Consider the following 15,451-nt stretch of genomic DNA (forward strand, 5'->3'; position numbering starts at 1 on the left):
GATGGACCCGATAGTTTACGTTGCCCTCGGCGCGGCGCTCGCGAGCGGAATAGCGGGTGCCGCCTCGGCCTTCGGTGTTGGTATAGCAGGTGCCGCAGCTGCAGGAGTCGTTGCAGAGGACGAGAAGAACTTCAAGAACGCGCTGATACTCGAAGGTCTGCCCATGACCCAGAGTATCTACGGTCTCATTACCCTGTTCCTCATCCTGCTCAGCGCGGGAATCATAGGCGGCGGCTTCAAGTTCGCCCAGGCCACCACTGACAACATAGTTAAGAGTGCCATACTCTTCGGTGCCGGCCTTACCGTCGGCCTCACCGGCCTCTCCGCCATACCGCAGGGTATCATCGCGAGCGCTGGAATCGGTGCCGTTGCCAAGAACCCGAAGACCTTCACCCAGGGCATCATCTTCGCCGCTATGGCCGAGACCATGGCCATCTTCGGTCTCGTCGGTGCGCTCATCATGATTGCCACCGGCGTCGGTCTCTGAACCCTCTCCTTTTTACAGCTTGAGGAGGATTGAAGATGGAAGGGGCTGAACTGATAATTCAGGAGATAAACAGGGAGGCCGAGCAGAAGATACAGTACATACTCAGCGAGGCCCAGAAGGAAGCGGAGAAGCTCAAGGAAGAGGCCAGGAAGAGGGCGGAGGCCAAGGCCGAGTGGATACTCCGAAAGGCCAAGACCCAGGCCGAGATAGAGAGGCAGAGGATAATAGCCAACGCCAAGCTCGAGGTCAGGAAGAAGAAGCTCGCCGTTCAGGAGGAGCTCATAAGGCAGGTCATCGAGTCCCTCAAGGAGAGGCTCGCGAACCTCCCCGAGGACGAGTACTTCCCGATGCTCGTTGAACTCACCGTCAAGGCCGTTGAGGAGCTCGGAACCGATAAGGTCGTCGTCCGCTCCAACGAGAGGACCCTCAAGCTCATCGTTGAGAGACTGGCCGAGTTCAGGGAGAAGCTCAAGGAAGCCCTTGGGAAGGACGTCGAGGTCACCGTCGGTGAGCCGATTCAGACCATCGGCGGAATCCTCGTGGAGAGCTCCGACGGAACGGTTAGGGTTGACAACACCTTCGAGGCCAGGATAGAGCGCTTTGAGAGCGAGTTGAGGGCTACCATCGCCAAGGCCCTCTTCGGGTGATTGAGATGGAGGCAGTAACGGGAATCCTCAACACCACGATTGCAGTGGTTTTCACCTGGGTGGGCTACAAGACCGCCAAGATAATCTGGAAGTACACGCCTTACTCCTATCCAAACGCCAGAATCAAGGCGATGGACGCGAAGCTCCTCACAGAGCAGAAGTTCAACGAGTTAGCTGAAAGCAGAACCCTCCAGAACTTCGTCGTGAACCTTGAGGATACGGACTACAAGGACTATTTCGGAGACGTTTCAAGCTACACCGTTGAGGAGGTTGAGAAGGCTCTCGAGAAGGCCCTGGCTGGAACCTACGGACTCATGTTCAAGATACTCCCCAAGCGCTCAAGGGGCTTCTTCGAGCTCCTCCTCGAGGGCTGGGACGTCAGGAACATAGCCAACGTCGTCAAGGCCAAGCTCGCCAACGAGCCAGCGAGCGACTATATGGTAGAGCTCGGAACGATGCTCCCTAAGGTCAAGGCCATGGCCGAGGCGAAGACCCTCGAAGAAATCCTCGTAATCCTCGAGGGAACCCCATACGAGGAGGTTTATCAGAAGCTCCTGCTCGGCGAGATAGACGTTACCTGCTTCGAGACCGAGCTCTACAAGATGCACTACGGAAAACTCCTGAGCTATGCCCTCTCGAGGAAGGACGACGAGAGGGTTATCTTAGAGGAGTTCGTGAGGCTCTCAATAGACAAGCTCAACATCCTTACCGCGCTCAGGGCAAAGAAGGCCGGTCTCTCGGCGGAAGAGATAAAGCCGATGCTGATTCCGGGCGGAACCGTCAAGCTCGACCCGCTCCTGCACGTTGACTCCTTCGACATGGCCTTAGCCGAGCTCGACTCGACCAAGTACGGCCCGGTAATCAGGGACGTCAGGGAGGAAATCGAGAACGACCTTAGCGTCCTTGAGAAGGCACTCAACGACCACATAATCGAGAGGATTTCGGAGCTCGAACGCTTCTACCCGCTCAGCATAGCAACGCCACTGAGCTACGTCCTCAGGAAGGAGAGGGAAATCAGGAAGCTGAGGGCAATAGCCAAGCTGATAGAGAACGGCGTTGAGCCCGAGAGGATAAAGGAGCTCGCGGGTGAGGTGGCATGAAGATAGCCGTGCTCGGCGACAGGGACACCGCTCTGGGCTTCAAGTTGGCTGGGGCCCACGAGGTTTACGCCTTTGAGGATAGCCCCCTTGAGATGGAGAGGCTTAGGAACAAGCTTAAGGAGCTCATTGAGAGGGGCGACGTGGGAATCATACTCATAACCGAGAGGTTCGCCCAGAGGATTGAAATTCCGGACGTTACGATTCCAATCATCCTTCAGGTGCCGGACAGGTCCGGCTCTAAGTTCGGTGAAGAGGCCCTCCGCGAGATAGTCAGGAGGGCTATCGGTGTTGAGCTCAAGAGGTGAAGGGAAATGGGAAGGATAATTCGTGTTACGGGACCACTCGTCGTTGCGGACGGCATGAGAGGAAGCAAGATGTACGAGGTCGTTCGCGTCGGTGAGATGGGTCTCATCGGAGAAATCATCCGTCTCGAAGGCGACAAGGCAGTCATTCAGGTCTACGAGGAAACCGCTGGTATAAGGCCCGGTGAGCCGGTCGAGGGAACCGGTTCGTCGCTCAGCGTCGAGCTCGGTCCCGGTCTGCTCACCTCGATGTACGACGGAATTCAGAGACCGCTTGAAAAGCTCCGCGAGCTCAGTGGTGACTTCATAGCGAGGGGTCTTACCGCTCCGGCCCTGCCAAGGGACAAGAAGTGGCACTTCACGCCAACCGTTAAGGTCGGCGACAAGGTGGTTGGTGGAGACGTCCTCGGTACCGTTCCGGAAACCAGCATCATCGAGCACAAAATCCTCGTTCCGCCTTGGGTCGAGGGTGAGATAGTCGAGATAGCCGAGGAAGGCGACTACACCGTTGAGGAAGTTATCGCCAAGGTCAAGAAGCCCGACGGGAGCATAGAGGAGCTCAAGATGTACCACAAGTGGCCTGTCCGTGTCAAGAGGCCCTACAAGAACAAGCTCCCGCCCGAGGTCCCGCTCATCACCGGACAGAGGACCATCGACACTTTCTTCTCGATAGCCAAGGGTGGAACCGCTGCCATTCCGGGTCCGTTCGGTTCAGGAAAGACCGTCACCCAGCACCAGCTTGCCAAGTGGAGTGACGCGCAGGTCGTCGTCTACATCGGTTGCGGTGAGCGCGGAAACGAGATGACCGACGTTCTTGAGGAGTTCCCCAAGCTCAAGGACCCGAAGACCGGTAAACCGCTCATGGAGAGAACGGTTTTGATAGCCAACACCTCAAACATGCCGGTCGCGGCTCGTGAGGCTTCAATCTACACCGGAATCACCATCGCCGAGTACTTCCGCGACCAGGGCTACGACGTCGCTCTTATGGCCGACTCCACCTCAAGATGGGCCGAGGCGCTCCGTGAAATTTCCGGCCGTCTCGAGGAGATGCCCGGTGAGGAAGGTTACCCCGCTTACCTCGCGAGTAAGATAGCGGAGTTCTACGAGCGTGCCGGTCGCGTCGTCACGCTCGGTCAGGAGCCGAGGGTCGGTAGCGTTTCCGTCATCGGTGCCGTTTCACCGCCGGGTGGTGACTTCAGCGAGCCCGTCGTTCAGAACACCCTGCGTGTCGTCAAGGTCTTCTGGGCGCTCGATGCCGACCTCGCGAGAAGGAGGCACTTCCCGGCAATCAACTGGCTGAGGAGCTACTCGCTCTACCTTGACTCGATACAGGACTGGTGGCACAAGAACGTTGACCCAGAGTGGAGGAAGATGCGCGATACAGCTATGGCCCTCCTCCAGAAAGAGGCTGAACTCCAGGAGATTGTCAGAATCGTCGGTCCAGATGCACTGCCGGACAGGGAGAAGGCCATACTCATCGTCACGAGGATGCTCCGTGAGGACTACCTCCAGCAGGACGCTTTCGACGAGGTCGACACCTACTGCCCGCCGAAGAAGCAGGTCACAATGATGCGCGTTATCCTGAACTTCTACAACAAGACCATGGAGGCCGTCAGCAGGGGAGTTCCGGTTGACGAGATAGCCAAGCTCCCGGTCAGGGAGAAGATTGGCCGTATGAAGTTCGAGCCCGACGTTGAGAAGATTAGGGCGCTCATCGATGAGACGAACGAGCAGTTTGAAGAGCTCTTCAAGAAGTACGGGGCGTGATGCTCATGCCGGGAATGGAGTACTCCACCGTTAGCAAGATTTACGGCCCGCTGATGATTGTCGAGGGCGTCAAGGGAGTCGCCTACGGTGAGGTCGTCGAGATAGAGACCGAGAGCGGGGAGAAGAGGAAGGGACAGGTGCTCGAGGCCAGGGAGAACCTCGCGATAGTCCAGGTCTTTGAGGGAACGCGCGACTTGGACGTCAAGACCACCAGCGTCCGCTTCACCGGCGAGACCCTTAAGGTTCCCGTTTCGATGGACATGCTGGGAAGAATCTTCAACGGTATCGGTAAGCCCATCGACGGCGGACCGGAAATCATACCCGAGGACAGGAGAGACGTTCACGGTGCACCCCTCAACCCCGTTGCCCGTGCCTATCCGAGGGACTTCATCCAGACCGGTATCTCGGCCATAGACGGTATGAACACCCTCGTTCGCGGTCAGAAGCTTCCGATATTCAGCGGTTCAGGTCTGCCTCACAACATGCTCGCGGCCCAGATAGCGAGGCAGGCGAAGGTCCTCGGTGAGGAGGAGCAGTTCGCCGTCGTCTTCGCGGCTATGGGTATCACCTACGAAGAAGCTAATTTCTTCAAGAAGAGCTTCGAGGAGACAGGAGCAATAGAGAGGGCCGTGCTCTTCCTCAACCTCGCCGACGACCCGGCAATCGAGCGTATCATCACCCCGCGTATGGCCCTGACCGTTGCAGAGTACCTTGCCTTCGACTACGACATGCAGGTGCTCGTTATCCTCACGGACATGACCAACTACGCCGAGGCTCTGCGTGAGATTTCGGCAGCGAGAGAAGAGGTTCCCGGAAGGCGCGGTTATCCGGGTTACATGTACACTGACCTCGCCACCATCTACGAGAGGGCAGGTCGTGTCAGGGGCAAGAAGGGAAGCATAACCCAGATGCCAATCCTTACGATGCCCGACGATGACATCACCCACCCGATTCCAGATTTGACCGGTTACATCACCGAGGGTCAGATAGTCCTCAGCAGGGAACTCCACAGGAAAGGAATTTACCCGCCAATCGACGTCCTCCCGAGCCTCAGCCGTCTGATGAAGGACGGTATCGGTAAGGGAAGAACCAGGGAGGACCACCCACAGCTGGCCCAGCAGCTCTACGCGGCCTACGCCGAGGGACGCTCCCTTAGAGACCTCGTGGCGGTTGTCGGTGAAGAGGCTTTGAGCGAGACCGACAGGAAGTACCTCAAGTTCGCGGACAGGTTCGAGCGCGAGTTCATCGCCCAGCGCTACGACGAGGACAGGAGCATCTTTGAGACCCTCGACCTTGGCTGGGAGCTCCTTGCAGAGTTGCCAGAGAGCGAGCTCAAGCGTGTCAGGAAGGAGTACATCCTCAAGTACCACCCCAAGTACAGGAAGAGGGGCGAGTGAGCCCCTACCAACTTTTTAGGTGGTCGAGATGGCAGAACTGCTCAACGTGAAGCCGACGCGAATGGAGCTCCTCAACCTGAAGAGGCGCATCCAGCTGGCCAAGAAGGGTCACAAGCTCCTCAAGGACAAGCAAGATGCTTTAGTCATGGAGTTCTTCACAATCTACGACGAGGCGCTCCAGCTGAGGCGCGAGCTCAATCTCAAGATGAAGGAGGCCTTCGAGGCCCTTCAGATGGCCGAGATTGACGTTGGAACGCTCCGCCTCAAGGAGATAAGCCTTTCCGTGAAGCCCAACAGGGAGGTCGAGATTAGGAAAAGGAACGTCATGGGCGTTCCGGTTCCCCTCATCGAGGCCGAGAGCTTCAAGAGGAACGCGGGGGAGAGGGGTTACGCCTTCGTTTCGAGCTCCGCCAAGGTTGACCTCGTGGCCGAGAAGTTCGAGGAGGTCCTCGATTTGGCGGTCCGCCTTGCAGAGGTAGAGGAGACCCTCAAGAGGCTCGCGAGGGAAATCGAGGTCACCAAGAGGCGCGTCAACGCGCTCGAGTACATCATAATCCCGCGCATGGAGGCTACCGTTAAGTTCATCAAGCAGAGGCTCGACGAGATGGAGCGCGAGAACTTCTTCAGGCTCAAGAGGGTTAAGGCGTTAATCGAGGCCAGGAGCGGTTCCTGAGCCCACTGAGCTCTCTTTTTTCTGCCCGGCGTTTATGTAGGTGTTTGTGTAGGCAAATCGCTTAAATATACCCTTCTCGTAATTAAGCTGGGGGTGAGCGATGGGAGAGTACTTTATTGAGCCCGGACTCGACCCGAGAAAAGACCACGTTCTCTACCGCGATGACGAGCACCTTGTTGTCTACCTTGGGACGCAGGAGGGAGGAGAGGACGTTGACGTCAACAGCTACCTCATAGTCAGCAGGGGGAAGGGCATCCTCATAGACCCGGGAGGATACAAAATTTTCTCGAAGGTTCTTGCAAATGCGTCAAAGTACATCGACCCCAGGGATATTGAGTACATCTACATATGCCACCAGGACCCCGACGTTGCAGGTAGCTTGCCCCTGTGGAGAGAGGTGAGCAACGCGAAAATCATAGTCCACTGGCTCTGGACGAGGTTTTTACCGCACTTCGGCTTTGAGGATGCCAAGGCAGTGACCCACGAGTTGCCGGACGAGGGCGAGACGATGCCCTTCGGTGCCACTACGCTCGAGTTCATACCGGCACATTTCCTCCACAGCCCGGGACACTTCAGCATCTACGACCACAGGAGCAAGTTCCTCTTCACCGGAGACATAGGTATAGCCCTACTTGACGAGCCCTACATCGTCGTTGAAAACATTGAGAGGCACATTCAGGCGATGAGACCCGTTCACGAGAGGCTCATGCCGACGAACAGGGCCATAAAGGCCTGGCTCGACAGGGTGAAGTTCCTCGACGTCGAGGCGATACTGCCCCAGCACGGGGCGATAATACCGAAGAAGTTTATACCGAGGTTCTACGACTTCCTCGAGAACCTGAAGTGTGGCATTGACCTCTACCGCTGAGGTGATACCATGAACGTCAGGAGCATCGAGAAGGCATCGAACGCCCTGGCCCAATCGGTTCGTATAAAGACGTCCAGCAAGGAGTCCAGCAAAATCATAGACGAGCTGGCCGAGCAGATTAGCGGACAGTTTCTTGAGAACAACATGGTGATTATTGAGAACATTGAGAAACTCTCCCAGGTCATGAGGGAGCTTGAAAGGTTCCAGCAGGAGTTTCTACCCTTCTTCCAGCGCTTTGAGGTCTTTGCCCAGGAGTTCAACACACTCGTCGAGAACCTTGAGTACGTCTCGAGGATAAGCGACTCGATAGCGAGTGTGGCAAAGCAGACGAACCTCGTTGCCCTGAACGCTTCCATTGAAGCCGCCCGCGCCGGGGAAGCTGGAAGGGGTTTCGCAGTGGTTGCCGATGAGATTCGAAAGATGGCCGTTCAAACGATGAACCTTGCCAAGGAGATAAAGGACTTCAACACCCGCGTCATGGGCCAGCTCGAGACGCTCCGCGACGCTTTGGCCGTCATGGACAGAATTAAGGAGGGCACGGAGATACTCGGCAGGGACATCGAGGCGATGGTTGAGATTAGCTCCGTTCTCGACGAGATTTCGCGCGAGCAGGAGGAGATAGTTAACGATATCAAGAGGCTCAAGGGAATAGCCTTAGCTTTGAGGAAGTTTGCCGAGATGCAGGACAGGTACAACAAGGAGCTGGCTTCCCTCCTCAGGATGATGGTCAGCGAGTACGCGAAGGAGCAGAAAGGTGAGTTGTGAGGTGTTGGGAATGACCGAGAAGCTTTACTACTCGGACCCCTACCTCAAAGAGGCGACCGCGAAGGTCCTTGAGGTTAAAGACCTGGGAAACGGTCTGGTTGAGGTTCTCCTCGACAGGACGGTATTCTATCCCGAAGGCGGTGGTCAGCCCTCCGACAGGGGTCTTATAGAGGGCGACGGGTTCACGATAGAGGTCACCAAGGTGAAGGAGAGGGAGGAAATCTGGCACGAGGGCGTTATTGAGGGCAGGCTTCCTGAGAAGGGCGAGGAAGTTAAGCTGAAGCTTGACTGGGACTGGAGATACGAGAACATGAAGAACCACACCGGCCAGCACATCCTCTCGGCCGTTCTAAAGAAGCTCTACGACCTCGACACGACGGGCTTCCAGATTTTCGAGCACTACAACAAGATTGAGGTCAACGGCCCGCTCGACTGGGAGATGATTACCGAGGCCGAAATCGAGGCCAACAGGATAGTGTCGGAGGGAATTCCGGTAACGGTCGAGGAGTTCAAGTACCTCCCAGACGACATCGTCAAGACTCTCCGGAAGCACGTGAGCAAGGTAACTGACAGGGTCAGGATAGTGAGCATCGGTGACGTTGACAGGACTCCCTGCGGTGGAACCCACGTTAAGAACACCTCCGAGGTAGGGTTCATCAAGGTCCTCCGCTTCTATAAGAAATCCAAGAACCTCTGGAGGATAGAGTTCGTTGCGGGAAACAGGGCTCTAAGGACGCTCAACGAGCTCCTTGAGGACTACTGGAAGACCCTCGATGAGATGCCCAACAAGAACAGGCCCCTCGTTGATAGGGCCAGGGAGCTGAAGGCGGAGATTGACTCCCTTGAGGAAAAGCTCGATGAGCTCAGACACGAGCTCTGGCGCTGGAAGGGTCTGGCCTTGATTGACAAGGCCGAGGAGATAGGGGATTACAACGTTGTCTCCCTCGTCGAGAAGTGGCCCATGAAGGACGCCCAAGCCTTCGCCGTCAACTTCGTCAAGGAGAACCCCGGCTCAATACTCCTCCTGGCGAGCGAGGAATACGTCCTCTTTGCAAGGAACGAGGAAGTTGAGGTCTCGATGAAGGAACTCCTTGCGAAGGTCATCGAGGAACTTGGGGGGAAGGGCGGAGGCACCGACAACCTGGCGAGGGGCAGGATAGAGGCGGAGCCGGAGGACATCCTCGACGTTGCAAAGGAAAAGCTGGGGGAGCTCATAGGTTCTCCCAGGGATTGATGAACTTCTCCTCAATCTCACTTTTTATCAGTAGCAGGCCGACCGCGAGCAGGGTTATGGCGACTCCAACGGGAAGAATCATCCACCATGCGCCGTTGTAGATGGCCCTCTGCGTTACCACCATCGTGAAAAGCTCCCCCCAGTTGAAGCCGAAGCTTACGCCGAAGAAGCCCAGTATAGAGATTAGCGCTATCACCTTGGCGCTCGTCAGGACGAACTGGGAGCTCACGTATGGCAAAACCGCCCTTAACACGTGTTTCCTGAGAACCCATGCGTCGCTCGCTCCGAGCGCCTTTGAGGCCCGTACATGCTCCTTGGAAAGTTCCGTTATGGTTAGCGTCCTGACGTTCTGGCTGACCTTGCCGAAGAGGAGTAATGAGAGTGCGAAGACAACGGGCCAGAGGGATACCTCGAGGGTTCCGTAGTAGCTCACCCCTCCGAGTATCGGGACGAGAAGAATCATCACCGGAACGAGGGGGAGCATGGATGAGATTTTACCGAACCCCTCCACGAGCCGGCCCACCTTTCCCGATAGGGCCCCGAAGAGCCCAGTTACCGTGCCAAGGAAGGCCGTGAGGAGGGCCGTTGCAAAGACTATGGCGAGTGTTTCAGGAAGCCCTCCGAAGAAGACGACGCTGAGGTCTCTCCCGTACGAGTCGGTTCCGAGGAGGCCGTAAACCCTTCCAACGAGGCGAAGCTTGACACGTGCGCTTGAGTTCACGGTAAACGTGTAGACCCCGTGAACGGGAACCCACTCGCCGTTTTCCCACCTTCCGAAGACGAGCTTTAAACTGTCCCCTCTCACTATTAGGTTCATCGCCGTGCCCTCTGAAACGCCAACTTCCCTGGCCACCTGGAGCATCGTGTAGGACGACCTTCCTATTGATGTTGGCCCCGAAACAAGCCCGGAGTAGAGCAGAAGGTTCCTTCCGTCGGGTGTTCTTACCCAAACGCTCACATCACCGCTCCAGTTGGCGGGAGGGACTATTAGGATGTCCCTTGGAGGAAGCGAGTAGTGGAAGTAGTAATGGTAACTGTTGCCATCTCCCGGCATATCTCCAGTGGGGGGCAGGTTCTTTCCAAAGAGGTTAACCCACGCGGGCGGGGCGAACTTCGGGTTTCCGTCCCAGTACGTTGCGTAGTACCAGTTCTCAATGTCTCTCGGGTTTACCAGGAATGGAGAAATCCCTGCCAAGAGCAGGTACGCGACCAGTATTACGCCCCCCGCTTTTAGCTTCCAGCTCATGTTCTCACCCTCGGGTCAAGGTAGACGTAGAGCAGGTCGGCGAGCAGGGAGTTGATGTAGTAGAGCAGTATCATGAAGAAGCCGACCGCGAATATCGCCTGAGGATAGTAGTAATAATCGACGCCATGGGGTGGCTTGTTAATGGCCTTGAAGGAGTTCAGGAGGACGTAGCCGAGGCCGGGGACGTCGAAGACCACCTCGACGACGAGGACGCTCATCAGGATGTCCATGAAGTTGTAGGTGGTGTAGGTCAGGAAGCTCGGAAAGACCACGCGCAGGAGCTTTTTCCGGATTCTGCCTTCTGGAAGGCCCCTCGCCCTGTCGTAAGTTATGTAATCGCTCTTCCTCTCACCAACGACGATGTTCCTGAGGGTGTATGCGTACTCCCATATCGAGGCAAGGACCATCGTTATCGCCGGCAGGAGAAACCCGACGATGTACGCGCTTGCCTTTCCCATGGTGTCCGTTACCGCGAGCTGAACCCTCATCGTGAAATCAGGAACGATTGAGAACCTCCATGCAAGGAGGAAGACGAGAGCCCCAATGAACCACACCGGCACGGCGGAGAAGAGCTGGGCAAGCGTGGAAACGAGTGTATCAAGCTTTCCCCCGTTGTAGCCGGCCTTTAGACCGAGGTAGGTGCCGAGCCCGATGACGGTGAGCTCGACGATGAGAAGGATTACCACGGTGTTCCTGAGGTAGTACCATATCGAGTGGCTGAAACCGCCTCCAAGCAGTCCCCGTCCGCTTTTTCCGAAAATCGAGAAGGCCGTCCTCGCGTAGTACTCAAGGGTCCCCGTGAATGTCGGTTTGATATTGAGTTGCTTGTAGGTCAGATACCAGGCGTACTCCGTCTCGTTCATCCCAAGCTTCTGCATCTCCGCTTCGAACCTCGCCTTCTCCTCTTGGATGAATCTGAGGTTGCTGACGAACCTATCCTTCATCTGGTACTTCGTGACGCTCCACTGGGCGGTGGTGACAAGCGTTAGAAAAATGATTGTTGCAATGACGAACAGACCTGTGTTTCTGAGTATAACTCGCCACGCCTGCCCTTTTCTTCCCATAATTTGCACCGTATCCTCTACCACTAAAAGATTAAAAATTTTCTGTGTTATAAGTTGAACTCGTCTTTCTTAAGTCCGAGTTTCCGCAGTACGAGTTCCCACTGCTCCTTCGGTACAGCTGGCTTTTGGAGTTCCCTCTCGGCTCTCTCCCTGCTCATGAGGCCGTAGCGGACGAGGGCAGATATCCTTCTGTGCTCGAAGCTGTGTCCGTGCTTCTCCCAGTAGAGTTCCAAAGCCGGCCCGAGAACGAGGCAGTTGGTTGTGTAACCGGGCAACTCTGGAAACTCGAAGGGGAGCTTTTTCAGTATCTCAAAGCGCTCCTCCTCGGTCATCATCGAGAGTAGCCTTATCTGAACGACCCCACCGCTCATGAGCCTGTACGGGTGGTGGCCAAAGGGCAGTTCATGGCCCGTGATGATGTATCGATAGCCGTTTTTAATCGCGTATTTCCTCAGCTTCTCCATAGTCCTCTTCGAGCAGGCCCTGCACGGACTCTGGCCCTTCAGCAGGGCGTTTCTGAATATATCGGAGTAATCGTAGCGCAGAACCCTGAAGGGGGCCCCGAGGTGCTCGGCTATTCGCTTCGCGTTCTCTATGGCCTCTTCCGCCATTAGCCCGTGGTCTATCATCACAGCCTCAAGTTCCGGGATTTTGTAGACCTCCTTTGCTAAGTAGAGCGCCACCACGCTGTCCTTTCCGCCGGAGTAGGCAACTATCGCCCTGTCCACGTCCTTCATGAGCTCCTCAAGTTCCTTCCTGACTTTCTCCCTGTCAACTGGATGCCTTAGATAAACCTGGCATTCACGGCATATCGGTTTTCCATCGATTATGTCTATCCTCGACGTTCTCTCATCGTTGACGCATAGTGAGCACTTCAGCATGGCAAAAGAAACGAAGGGCCCTTTAAATCATTTTTTGAAGCGCGATGCCAGCGAGTCCTTCTTGGACTTTACGAGTTCCACCGTTTCTCCGGTCTTCTTGGCGGTCTTCTTGCCAGCGAAGAACAGCACGAGGGCAACCTGGTCCCTGAGGAGGATTCCCCTGTTGTTCCTTGCAATTAACCAGGAGAACGCGAACCCGAAGACAAGGCCGAGGAACCACAGCTTGAGTATGAACGCTCCGGCGGGGCCCTTCGAAGTTGACACCGCTGAAAGTGCCTTGTATGCGAGTGCAAAGGCGAGTATGAACGTCCCCTCGAGGAGCAGACCGAGTCTCGTAACCTTGGCGATGCTTCTCAGCACCCTGCCCTCAGTGTCCTCAAGGAGCTTTCCGTCGTGGTGGCTGTAAACGAGAAGCTTCGCAACTCCGGCTCCGCTCCTGAACGCCAGAAACGCGAAGAGCATTGCCAGATAGTCCCATCTGACCTTCCAAGCGCCGTAGAGTCCAACCGCAATCCAAATCGGCGTGAAGAGCCGTTCGAGTGTTTTCTTTTCGTTTTCGGGAAGGTCAACTCGAAGGGCCCTTCGGAACAGCTTTCCGGTTACCCTTTTCATTAACCTCGTGAAAGAGAGCCATAGGTTTACACCCAGGAACGCCAGCAGGAGAAATAAGGATACTATGCTTTGAGCTTCCACGGTTTCCACCCTGTATATTTTGTCCAGTTCAGGTTTTAGGCCTTTCGAGGAACCTTGCCTCGACGAACCTGCCAAGGTCTATGAAGGCGTAGGCTATTAATCCGAGGGACAGGCCGAGAGGGACTATCTCCCACCAGTAGGGAACGTACTTCGTTATTCCTCCCATCAGGGGCGTGCTCATAATGGTGCCCCAGTTGAACCCGGGAATGACGTTAAAGAACCCGAGGAGGGTGATGAAGGCTATTATCCCTGGCACGGAAATTGCGAACAGGTAAATCACATAGGGAAGCAGAACCGGAAGAACGTGAAGCCTCAGTATTTGGAGGGCGCTTGCCCCCATTGCCCTGCTCGACTCTATGTAGTCTTTCCTCAGCTCTTCCTCGACTATCGAGCGGATTTCCCTTGAGGACGTTCCTATGAATATCAGCGCCACTATCAGGGCCATCAGGTACGGGTTGACCTGTATGATGATGGTCATTGGGTTTGGACCGGATTTAACCCGGCCAAGAATCGCCACAAGGAGAACCGCGAGGGAGAGGGACGGAACTGACGTCAGAACCTTTGAGAAGGCGTTGATAACAGACCCAAAACGGGTGGAGAGGACGCTTAGTGAACCTACAGCAAGGGCCAGAACCGCCAAGATACTCGCCCCGATTATGGAAATCGTTATCGTCTCCCGTGCACCGTAGGCATAGCCAGTCCAGATGTCCCTTCCGTAGAAGTCCGTTCCCATCCTGCCGTAGCTCATCCCGAGAATTCTGACCCTCGGCTCATCGCCGGGTTCGAGCTTTCCAAAGGTTCCTGTTATAACTATCGTGTAGGTGCCCTTCATGGGCTTGAAGTGAAACACGCAGTCGGTTCCGGGTTCTGCAAAAATGGCCCTGAGCGGGTTGTGGAAGAGGAGCTGGGACCAGGTGGGCTTCGGATTGCACTTCTCCTCCGCGATATTCATTATAGATGAGCTGAGGGTGCCGAGGTTGAGTGAATTTGGGATTATCCCGTTCCAGAGCGGGTACTCCTTTCCTCTGGGGTCAATGATGGTTACCCTGAGGTCCCGCGTGAGGTTGGGGATAACGAGGATGCCCTGGGGTACTTCCTTGTAATGGAACTCGTAGCGATACACAAAACTCCCGTTGATGTAAGTCCCGTGGAGCCATTCCGTCCTGGGGAGCCCCGTTAGTTCCCCGTACCACTCCGGCGGGACACCTGTTGGGTTGTATTTCCAATACGTGATGTTGTTCCAGTTCTGGATGCCCTCCCTCACGACCATGTGGGGCCCCACCAGAGCGAAACCCACGAAGAAAACGATTATAGCGATTGAGAGCTTACGCATCCCGCCTCACCCTCGGGTCGAGCTTTAGATACAGGCTCTCGAATATCGAGGCGTTCATGAAGTACATGGCTGACATGACGAGACTCGCGAAGAAGAACATGTCCCCAAATCCACTATGAATCAGCATGCCAACGCCAATCAGAAACGTCATTCCGATTCCCGGGACATTGAAGAGCACCTCAACGGCCATGTCGTTCATGAGCAGATTCAGGAAGCTGTAGCTTGTGAAGGTTAGAAAGCTTGGAAGGACAACCCGAAGGAGCTTGCGTTCTATCCTGTCGTCTGGAAGGCCCTTCAGCACGTCTGTCAGAATGTAGTCCTCGTTCTTTGCCCTCACCACGAGGTTCCTGACGTTCATAGCGTAAACCGGGACGTTTACCAGGGTTAAGGTGATAATCGGCAGGGCGAGACCCTTTAGATGGGTGAGAACCGTTACGTTGCCCTCGACACTTGCCCTGTGGATGTAGTCGATGTAGCTCAGGGGAAAAACGCTGAGTTTCCACCAGAAGACCCAGAGGAGTGCAACTGCCCAGAACCAGCCGGGGATTGCGGAGAACGCGGGTCCGAGGAACTGAAGGATTCTATCGGAGCGCCCTCCCCTGTAACCTGCCCTAAGGCCCCATACGACACCGATGATAAAGATAAGCAGGAGCGAAATCGATAGGATTGTCAGGGTCAGGAGTATGGCCCTACCGGGCGTTGTTCCCACGACCGATACGAATGTTTCGTGGGGAGATGGAATTATTATAGTGCTTGTAGTGTTGCCGTGCTGTATCGTGATTACCCTGTTCCCCTCGTTCTTGAAGATGTCGAGCGAGTACTTCAGCTGACTCTTTAGCAACTCTGGGAACTTGAGGAGGTTCATTTCATTGCTCACGGACGCGTTGCCACAGGATACCTCCGCTGAGGCTGTGAGGATGGAGAGTATCACAATAACAGTTGTGAATATCGCCAACTCTTGAAGGATAACCTTGATTATTTTTGGGCTCATCAC

The 15,451-nt window shown here is 55.5% G+C and carries 16 protein-coding genes; 10 read left to right on the top strand and 6 right to left on the bottom strand.

All coding sequences use genetic code 11. The annotated features are described in order from the left end of the window. Nucleotide 1 precedes the first annotated feature (1 nt). The 10 genes from E3E28_RS04705 to E3E28_RS04750 all read left to right on the top strand — a co-directional run bounded on the left by E3E28_RS04705 (nt 2) and on the right by E3E28_RS04750 (nt 9,240). Nucleotides 2–487 (top strand): ATP synthase subunit K, encoded by a 486-nt coding sequence (locus E3E28_RS04705; RefSeq protein WP_042691179.1) that lies wholly within the window; start codon nt 2–4, stop codon nt 485–487. 35 nt (nt 488–522) lie between these two features. Continuing rightward, complete coding sequence (locus E3E28_RS04710) at nt 523–1,134, top strand: V-type ATP synthase subunit E (RefSeq protein ID WP_167914235.1); 612 nt, start codon at nt 523–525, stop codon at nt 1,132–1,134. Next, complete coding sequence (locus E3E28_RS04715) at nt 1,134–2,234, top strand: V-type ATP synthase subunit C (RefSeq protein WP_167915208.1); 1,101 nt, start codon at nt 1,134–1,136, stop codon at nt 2,232–2,234. Before E3E28_RS04710 ends, E3E28_RS04715 begins: the two co-directional genes overlap by 1 nt. After that, nucleotides 2,231–2,539 carry a V-type ATP synthase subunit F gene (locus tag E3E28_RS04720; RefSeq protein WP_167914236.1) on the top strand — a complete coding sequence of 103 codons (309 nt, stop codon included), beginning with the start codon at nt 2,231–2,233 and terminating at the stop codon, nt 2,537–2,539. Before E3E28_RS04715 ends, E3E28_RS04720 begins: the two co-directional genes overlap by 4 nt. A gap of 6 nt (nt 2,540–2,545) precedes the next feature. Then, entirely contained in the window at nt 2,546–4,303 is a 1,758-nt protein-coding gene (locus E3E28_RS04725; protein WP_167914237.1) for an ATP synthase subunit A, read from the top strand. A gap of 5 nt (nt 4,304–4,308) precedes the next feature. Continuing rightward, complete coding sequence (locus tag E3E28_RS04730; RefSeq protein ID WP_099209545.1) at nt 4,309–5,700, top strand: ATP synthase subunit B; 1,392 nt, start codon at nt 4,309–4,311, stop codon at nt 5,698–5,700. 28 nt (nt 5,701–5,728) lie between these two features. Further along, entirely contained in the window at nt 5,729–6,373 is a 645-nt protein-coding gene (locus E3E28_RS04735; protein ID WP_167914238.1) for a V-type ATP synthase subunit D, read from the top strand. 100 nt (nt 6,374–6,473) lie between these two features. Next, complete coding sequence (locus E3E28_RS04740) at nt 6,474–7,241, top strand: MBL fold metallo-hydrolase (protein WP_167914239.1); 768 nt, start codon at nt 6,474–6,476, stop codon at nt 7,239–7,241. Nucleotides 7,242–7,250: 9 nt separating this feature from the next. Continuing rightward, nucleotides 7,251–8,006 carry a methyl-accepting chemotaxis protein gene (locus E3E28_RS04745; RefSeq protein WP_167914240.1) on the top strand — a complete coding sequence of 252 codons (756 nt, stop codon included), beginning with the start codon at nt 7,251–7,253 and terminating at the stop codon, nt 8,004–8,006. Between the two features lie 10 nt (nt 8,007–8,016). After that, a complete protein-coding gene (locus E3E28_RS04750; protein ID WP_167914241.1) occupies nt 8,017–9,240 on the top strand; it encodes a DHHA1 domain-containing protein in 1,224 nt (407 codons plus the stop codon). Here the strand turns inward: E3E28_RS04750 and E3E28_RS04755 are convergent. The 6 genes from E3E28_RS04755 to E3E28_RS04780 form a co-directional block, all read right to left on the bottom strand. Beyond that, a complete protein-coding gene (locus E3E28_RS04755; RefSeq protein WP_167914242.1) occupies nt 9,218–10,486 on the bottom strand; it encodes an ABC transporter permease in 1,269 nt (422 codons plus the stop codon). The genes E3E28_RS04750 and E3E28_RS04755 overlap by 23 nt on opposite strands. Further along, nucleotides 10,483–11,550 carry an ABC transporter permease gene (locus E3E28_RS04760; protein WP_240921705.1) on the bottom strand — a complete coding sequence of 356 codons (1,068 nt, stop codon included), beginning with the start codon at nt 11,548–11,550 and terminating at the stop codon, nt 10,483–10,485. The genes E3E28_RS04755 and E3E28_RS04760 overlap by 4 nt, the downstream gene beginning before the upstream one ends. A 47-nt stretch (nt 11,551–11,597) precedes the next feature. After that, nucleotides 11,598–12,431: a 7-cyano-7-deazaguanine synthase gene (locus E3E28_RS04765; RefSeq protein WP_167914244.1), complete on the bottom strand. Its 834-nt coding sequence runs from the start codon at nt 12,429–12,431 to the stop codon at nt 11,598–11,600. A gap of 27 nt (nt 12,432–12,458) precedes the next feature. Continuing rightward, the gene (locus E3E28_RS04770) at nt 12,459–13,043 is read right to left on the bottom strand and encodes a hypothetical protein (protein WP_240921651.1); all 585 of its coding nucleotides are present in this window, start codon (nt 13,041–13,043) and stop codon (nt 12,459–12,461) included. Nucleotides 13,044–13,152: 109 nt separating this feature from the next. Continuing rightward, complete coding sequence (locus E3E28_RS04775; protein ID WP_167914245.1) at nt 13,153–14,457, bottom strand: ABC transporter permease; 1,305 nt, start codon at nt 14,455–14,457, stop codon at nt 13,153–13,155. Beyond that, nucleotides 14,450–15,448: an ABC transporter permease gene (locus E3E28_RS04780; RefSeq protein ID WP_167914246.1), complete on the bottom strand. Its 999-nt coding sequence runs from the start codon at nt 15,446–15,448 to the stop codon at nt 14,450–14,452. Before E3E28_RS04780 ends, E3E28_RS04775 begins: the two co-directional genes overlap by 8 nt. Between the last annotated feature and the right edge of the window lie 3 nt (nt 15,449–15,451).

It is taken from the genome of Thermococcus sp. 21S9 (assembly GCF_012027635.1).
Classification (GTDB): domain Archaea; phylum Methanobacteriota_B; class Thermococci; order Thermococcales; family Thermococcaceae; genus Thermococcus.

Coding starts and splice junctions, on each gene's coding strand:
- E3E28_RS04730 (WP_099209545.1), top strand. CDS start 4,309: ATGCCGGGAATGGAGTACTCCACCGTTAGCAAGATTTACGGCCCGCTG.
- E3E28_RS04745 (WP_167914240.1), top strand. CDS start 7,251: ATGAACGTCAGGAGCATCGAGAAGGCATCGAACGCCCTGGCCCAATCG.
- E3E28_RS04725 (WP_167914237.1), top strand. CDS start 2,546: ATGGGAAGGATAATTCGTGTTACGGGACCACTCGTCGTTGCGGACGGC.
- E3E28_RS04775 (WP_167914245.1), bottom strand. CDS start 14,457: ATGCGTAAGCTCTCAATCGCTATAATCGTTTTCTTCGTGGGTTTCGCT.
- E3E28_RS04740 (WP_167914239.1), top strand. CDS start 6,474: ATGGGAGAGTACTTTATTGAGCCCGGACTCGACCCGAGAAAAGACCAC.
- E3E28_RS04770 (WP_240921651.1), bottom strand. CDS start 13,043: ATGAAAAGGGTAACCGGAAAGCTGTTCCGAAGGGCCCTTCGAGTTGAC.
- E3E28_RS04760 (WP_240921705.1), bottom strand. CDS start 11,550: ATGGGAAGAAAAGGGCAGGCGTGGCGAGTTATACTCAGAAACACAGGT.
- E3E28_RS04705 (WP_042691179.1), top strand. CDS start 2: ATGGACCCGATAGTTTACGTTGCCCTCGGCGCGGCGCTCGCGAGCGGA.
- E3E28_RS04755 (WP_167914242.1), bottom strand. CDS start 10,486: ATGAGCTGGAAGCTAAAAGCGGGGGGCGTAATACTGGTCGCGTACCTG.
- E3E28_RS04720 (WP_167914236.1), top strand. CDS start 2,231: ATGAAGATAGCCGTGCTCGGCGACAGGGACACCGCTCTGGGCTTCAAG.
- E3E28_RS04710 (WP_167914235.1), top strand. CDS start 523: ATGGAAGGGGCTGAACTGATAATTCAGGAGATAAACAGGGAGGCCGAG.
- E3E28_RS04780 (WP_167914246.1), bottom strand. CDS start 15,448: ATGAGCCCAAAAATAATCAAGGTTATCCTTCAAGAGTTGGCGATATTC.
- E3E28_RS04735 (WP_167914238.1), top strand. CDS start 5,729: ATGGCAGAACTGCTCAACGTGAAGCCGACGCGAATGGAGCTCCTCAAC.
- E3E28_RS04750 (WP_167914241.1), top strand. CDS start 8,017: ATGACCGAGAAGCTTTACTACTCGGACCCCTACCTCAAAGAGGCGACC.
- E3E28_RS04765 (WP_167914244.1), bottom strand. CDS start 12,431: ATGCTGAAGTGCTCACTATGCGTCAACGATGAGAGAACGTCGAGGATA.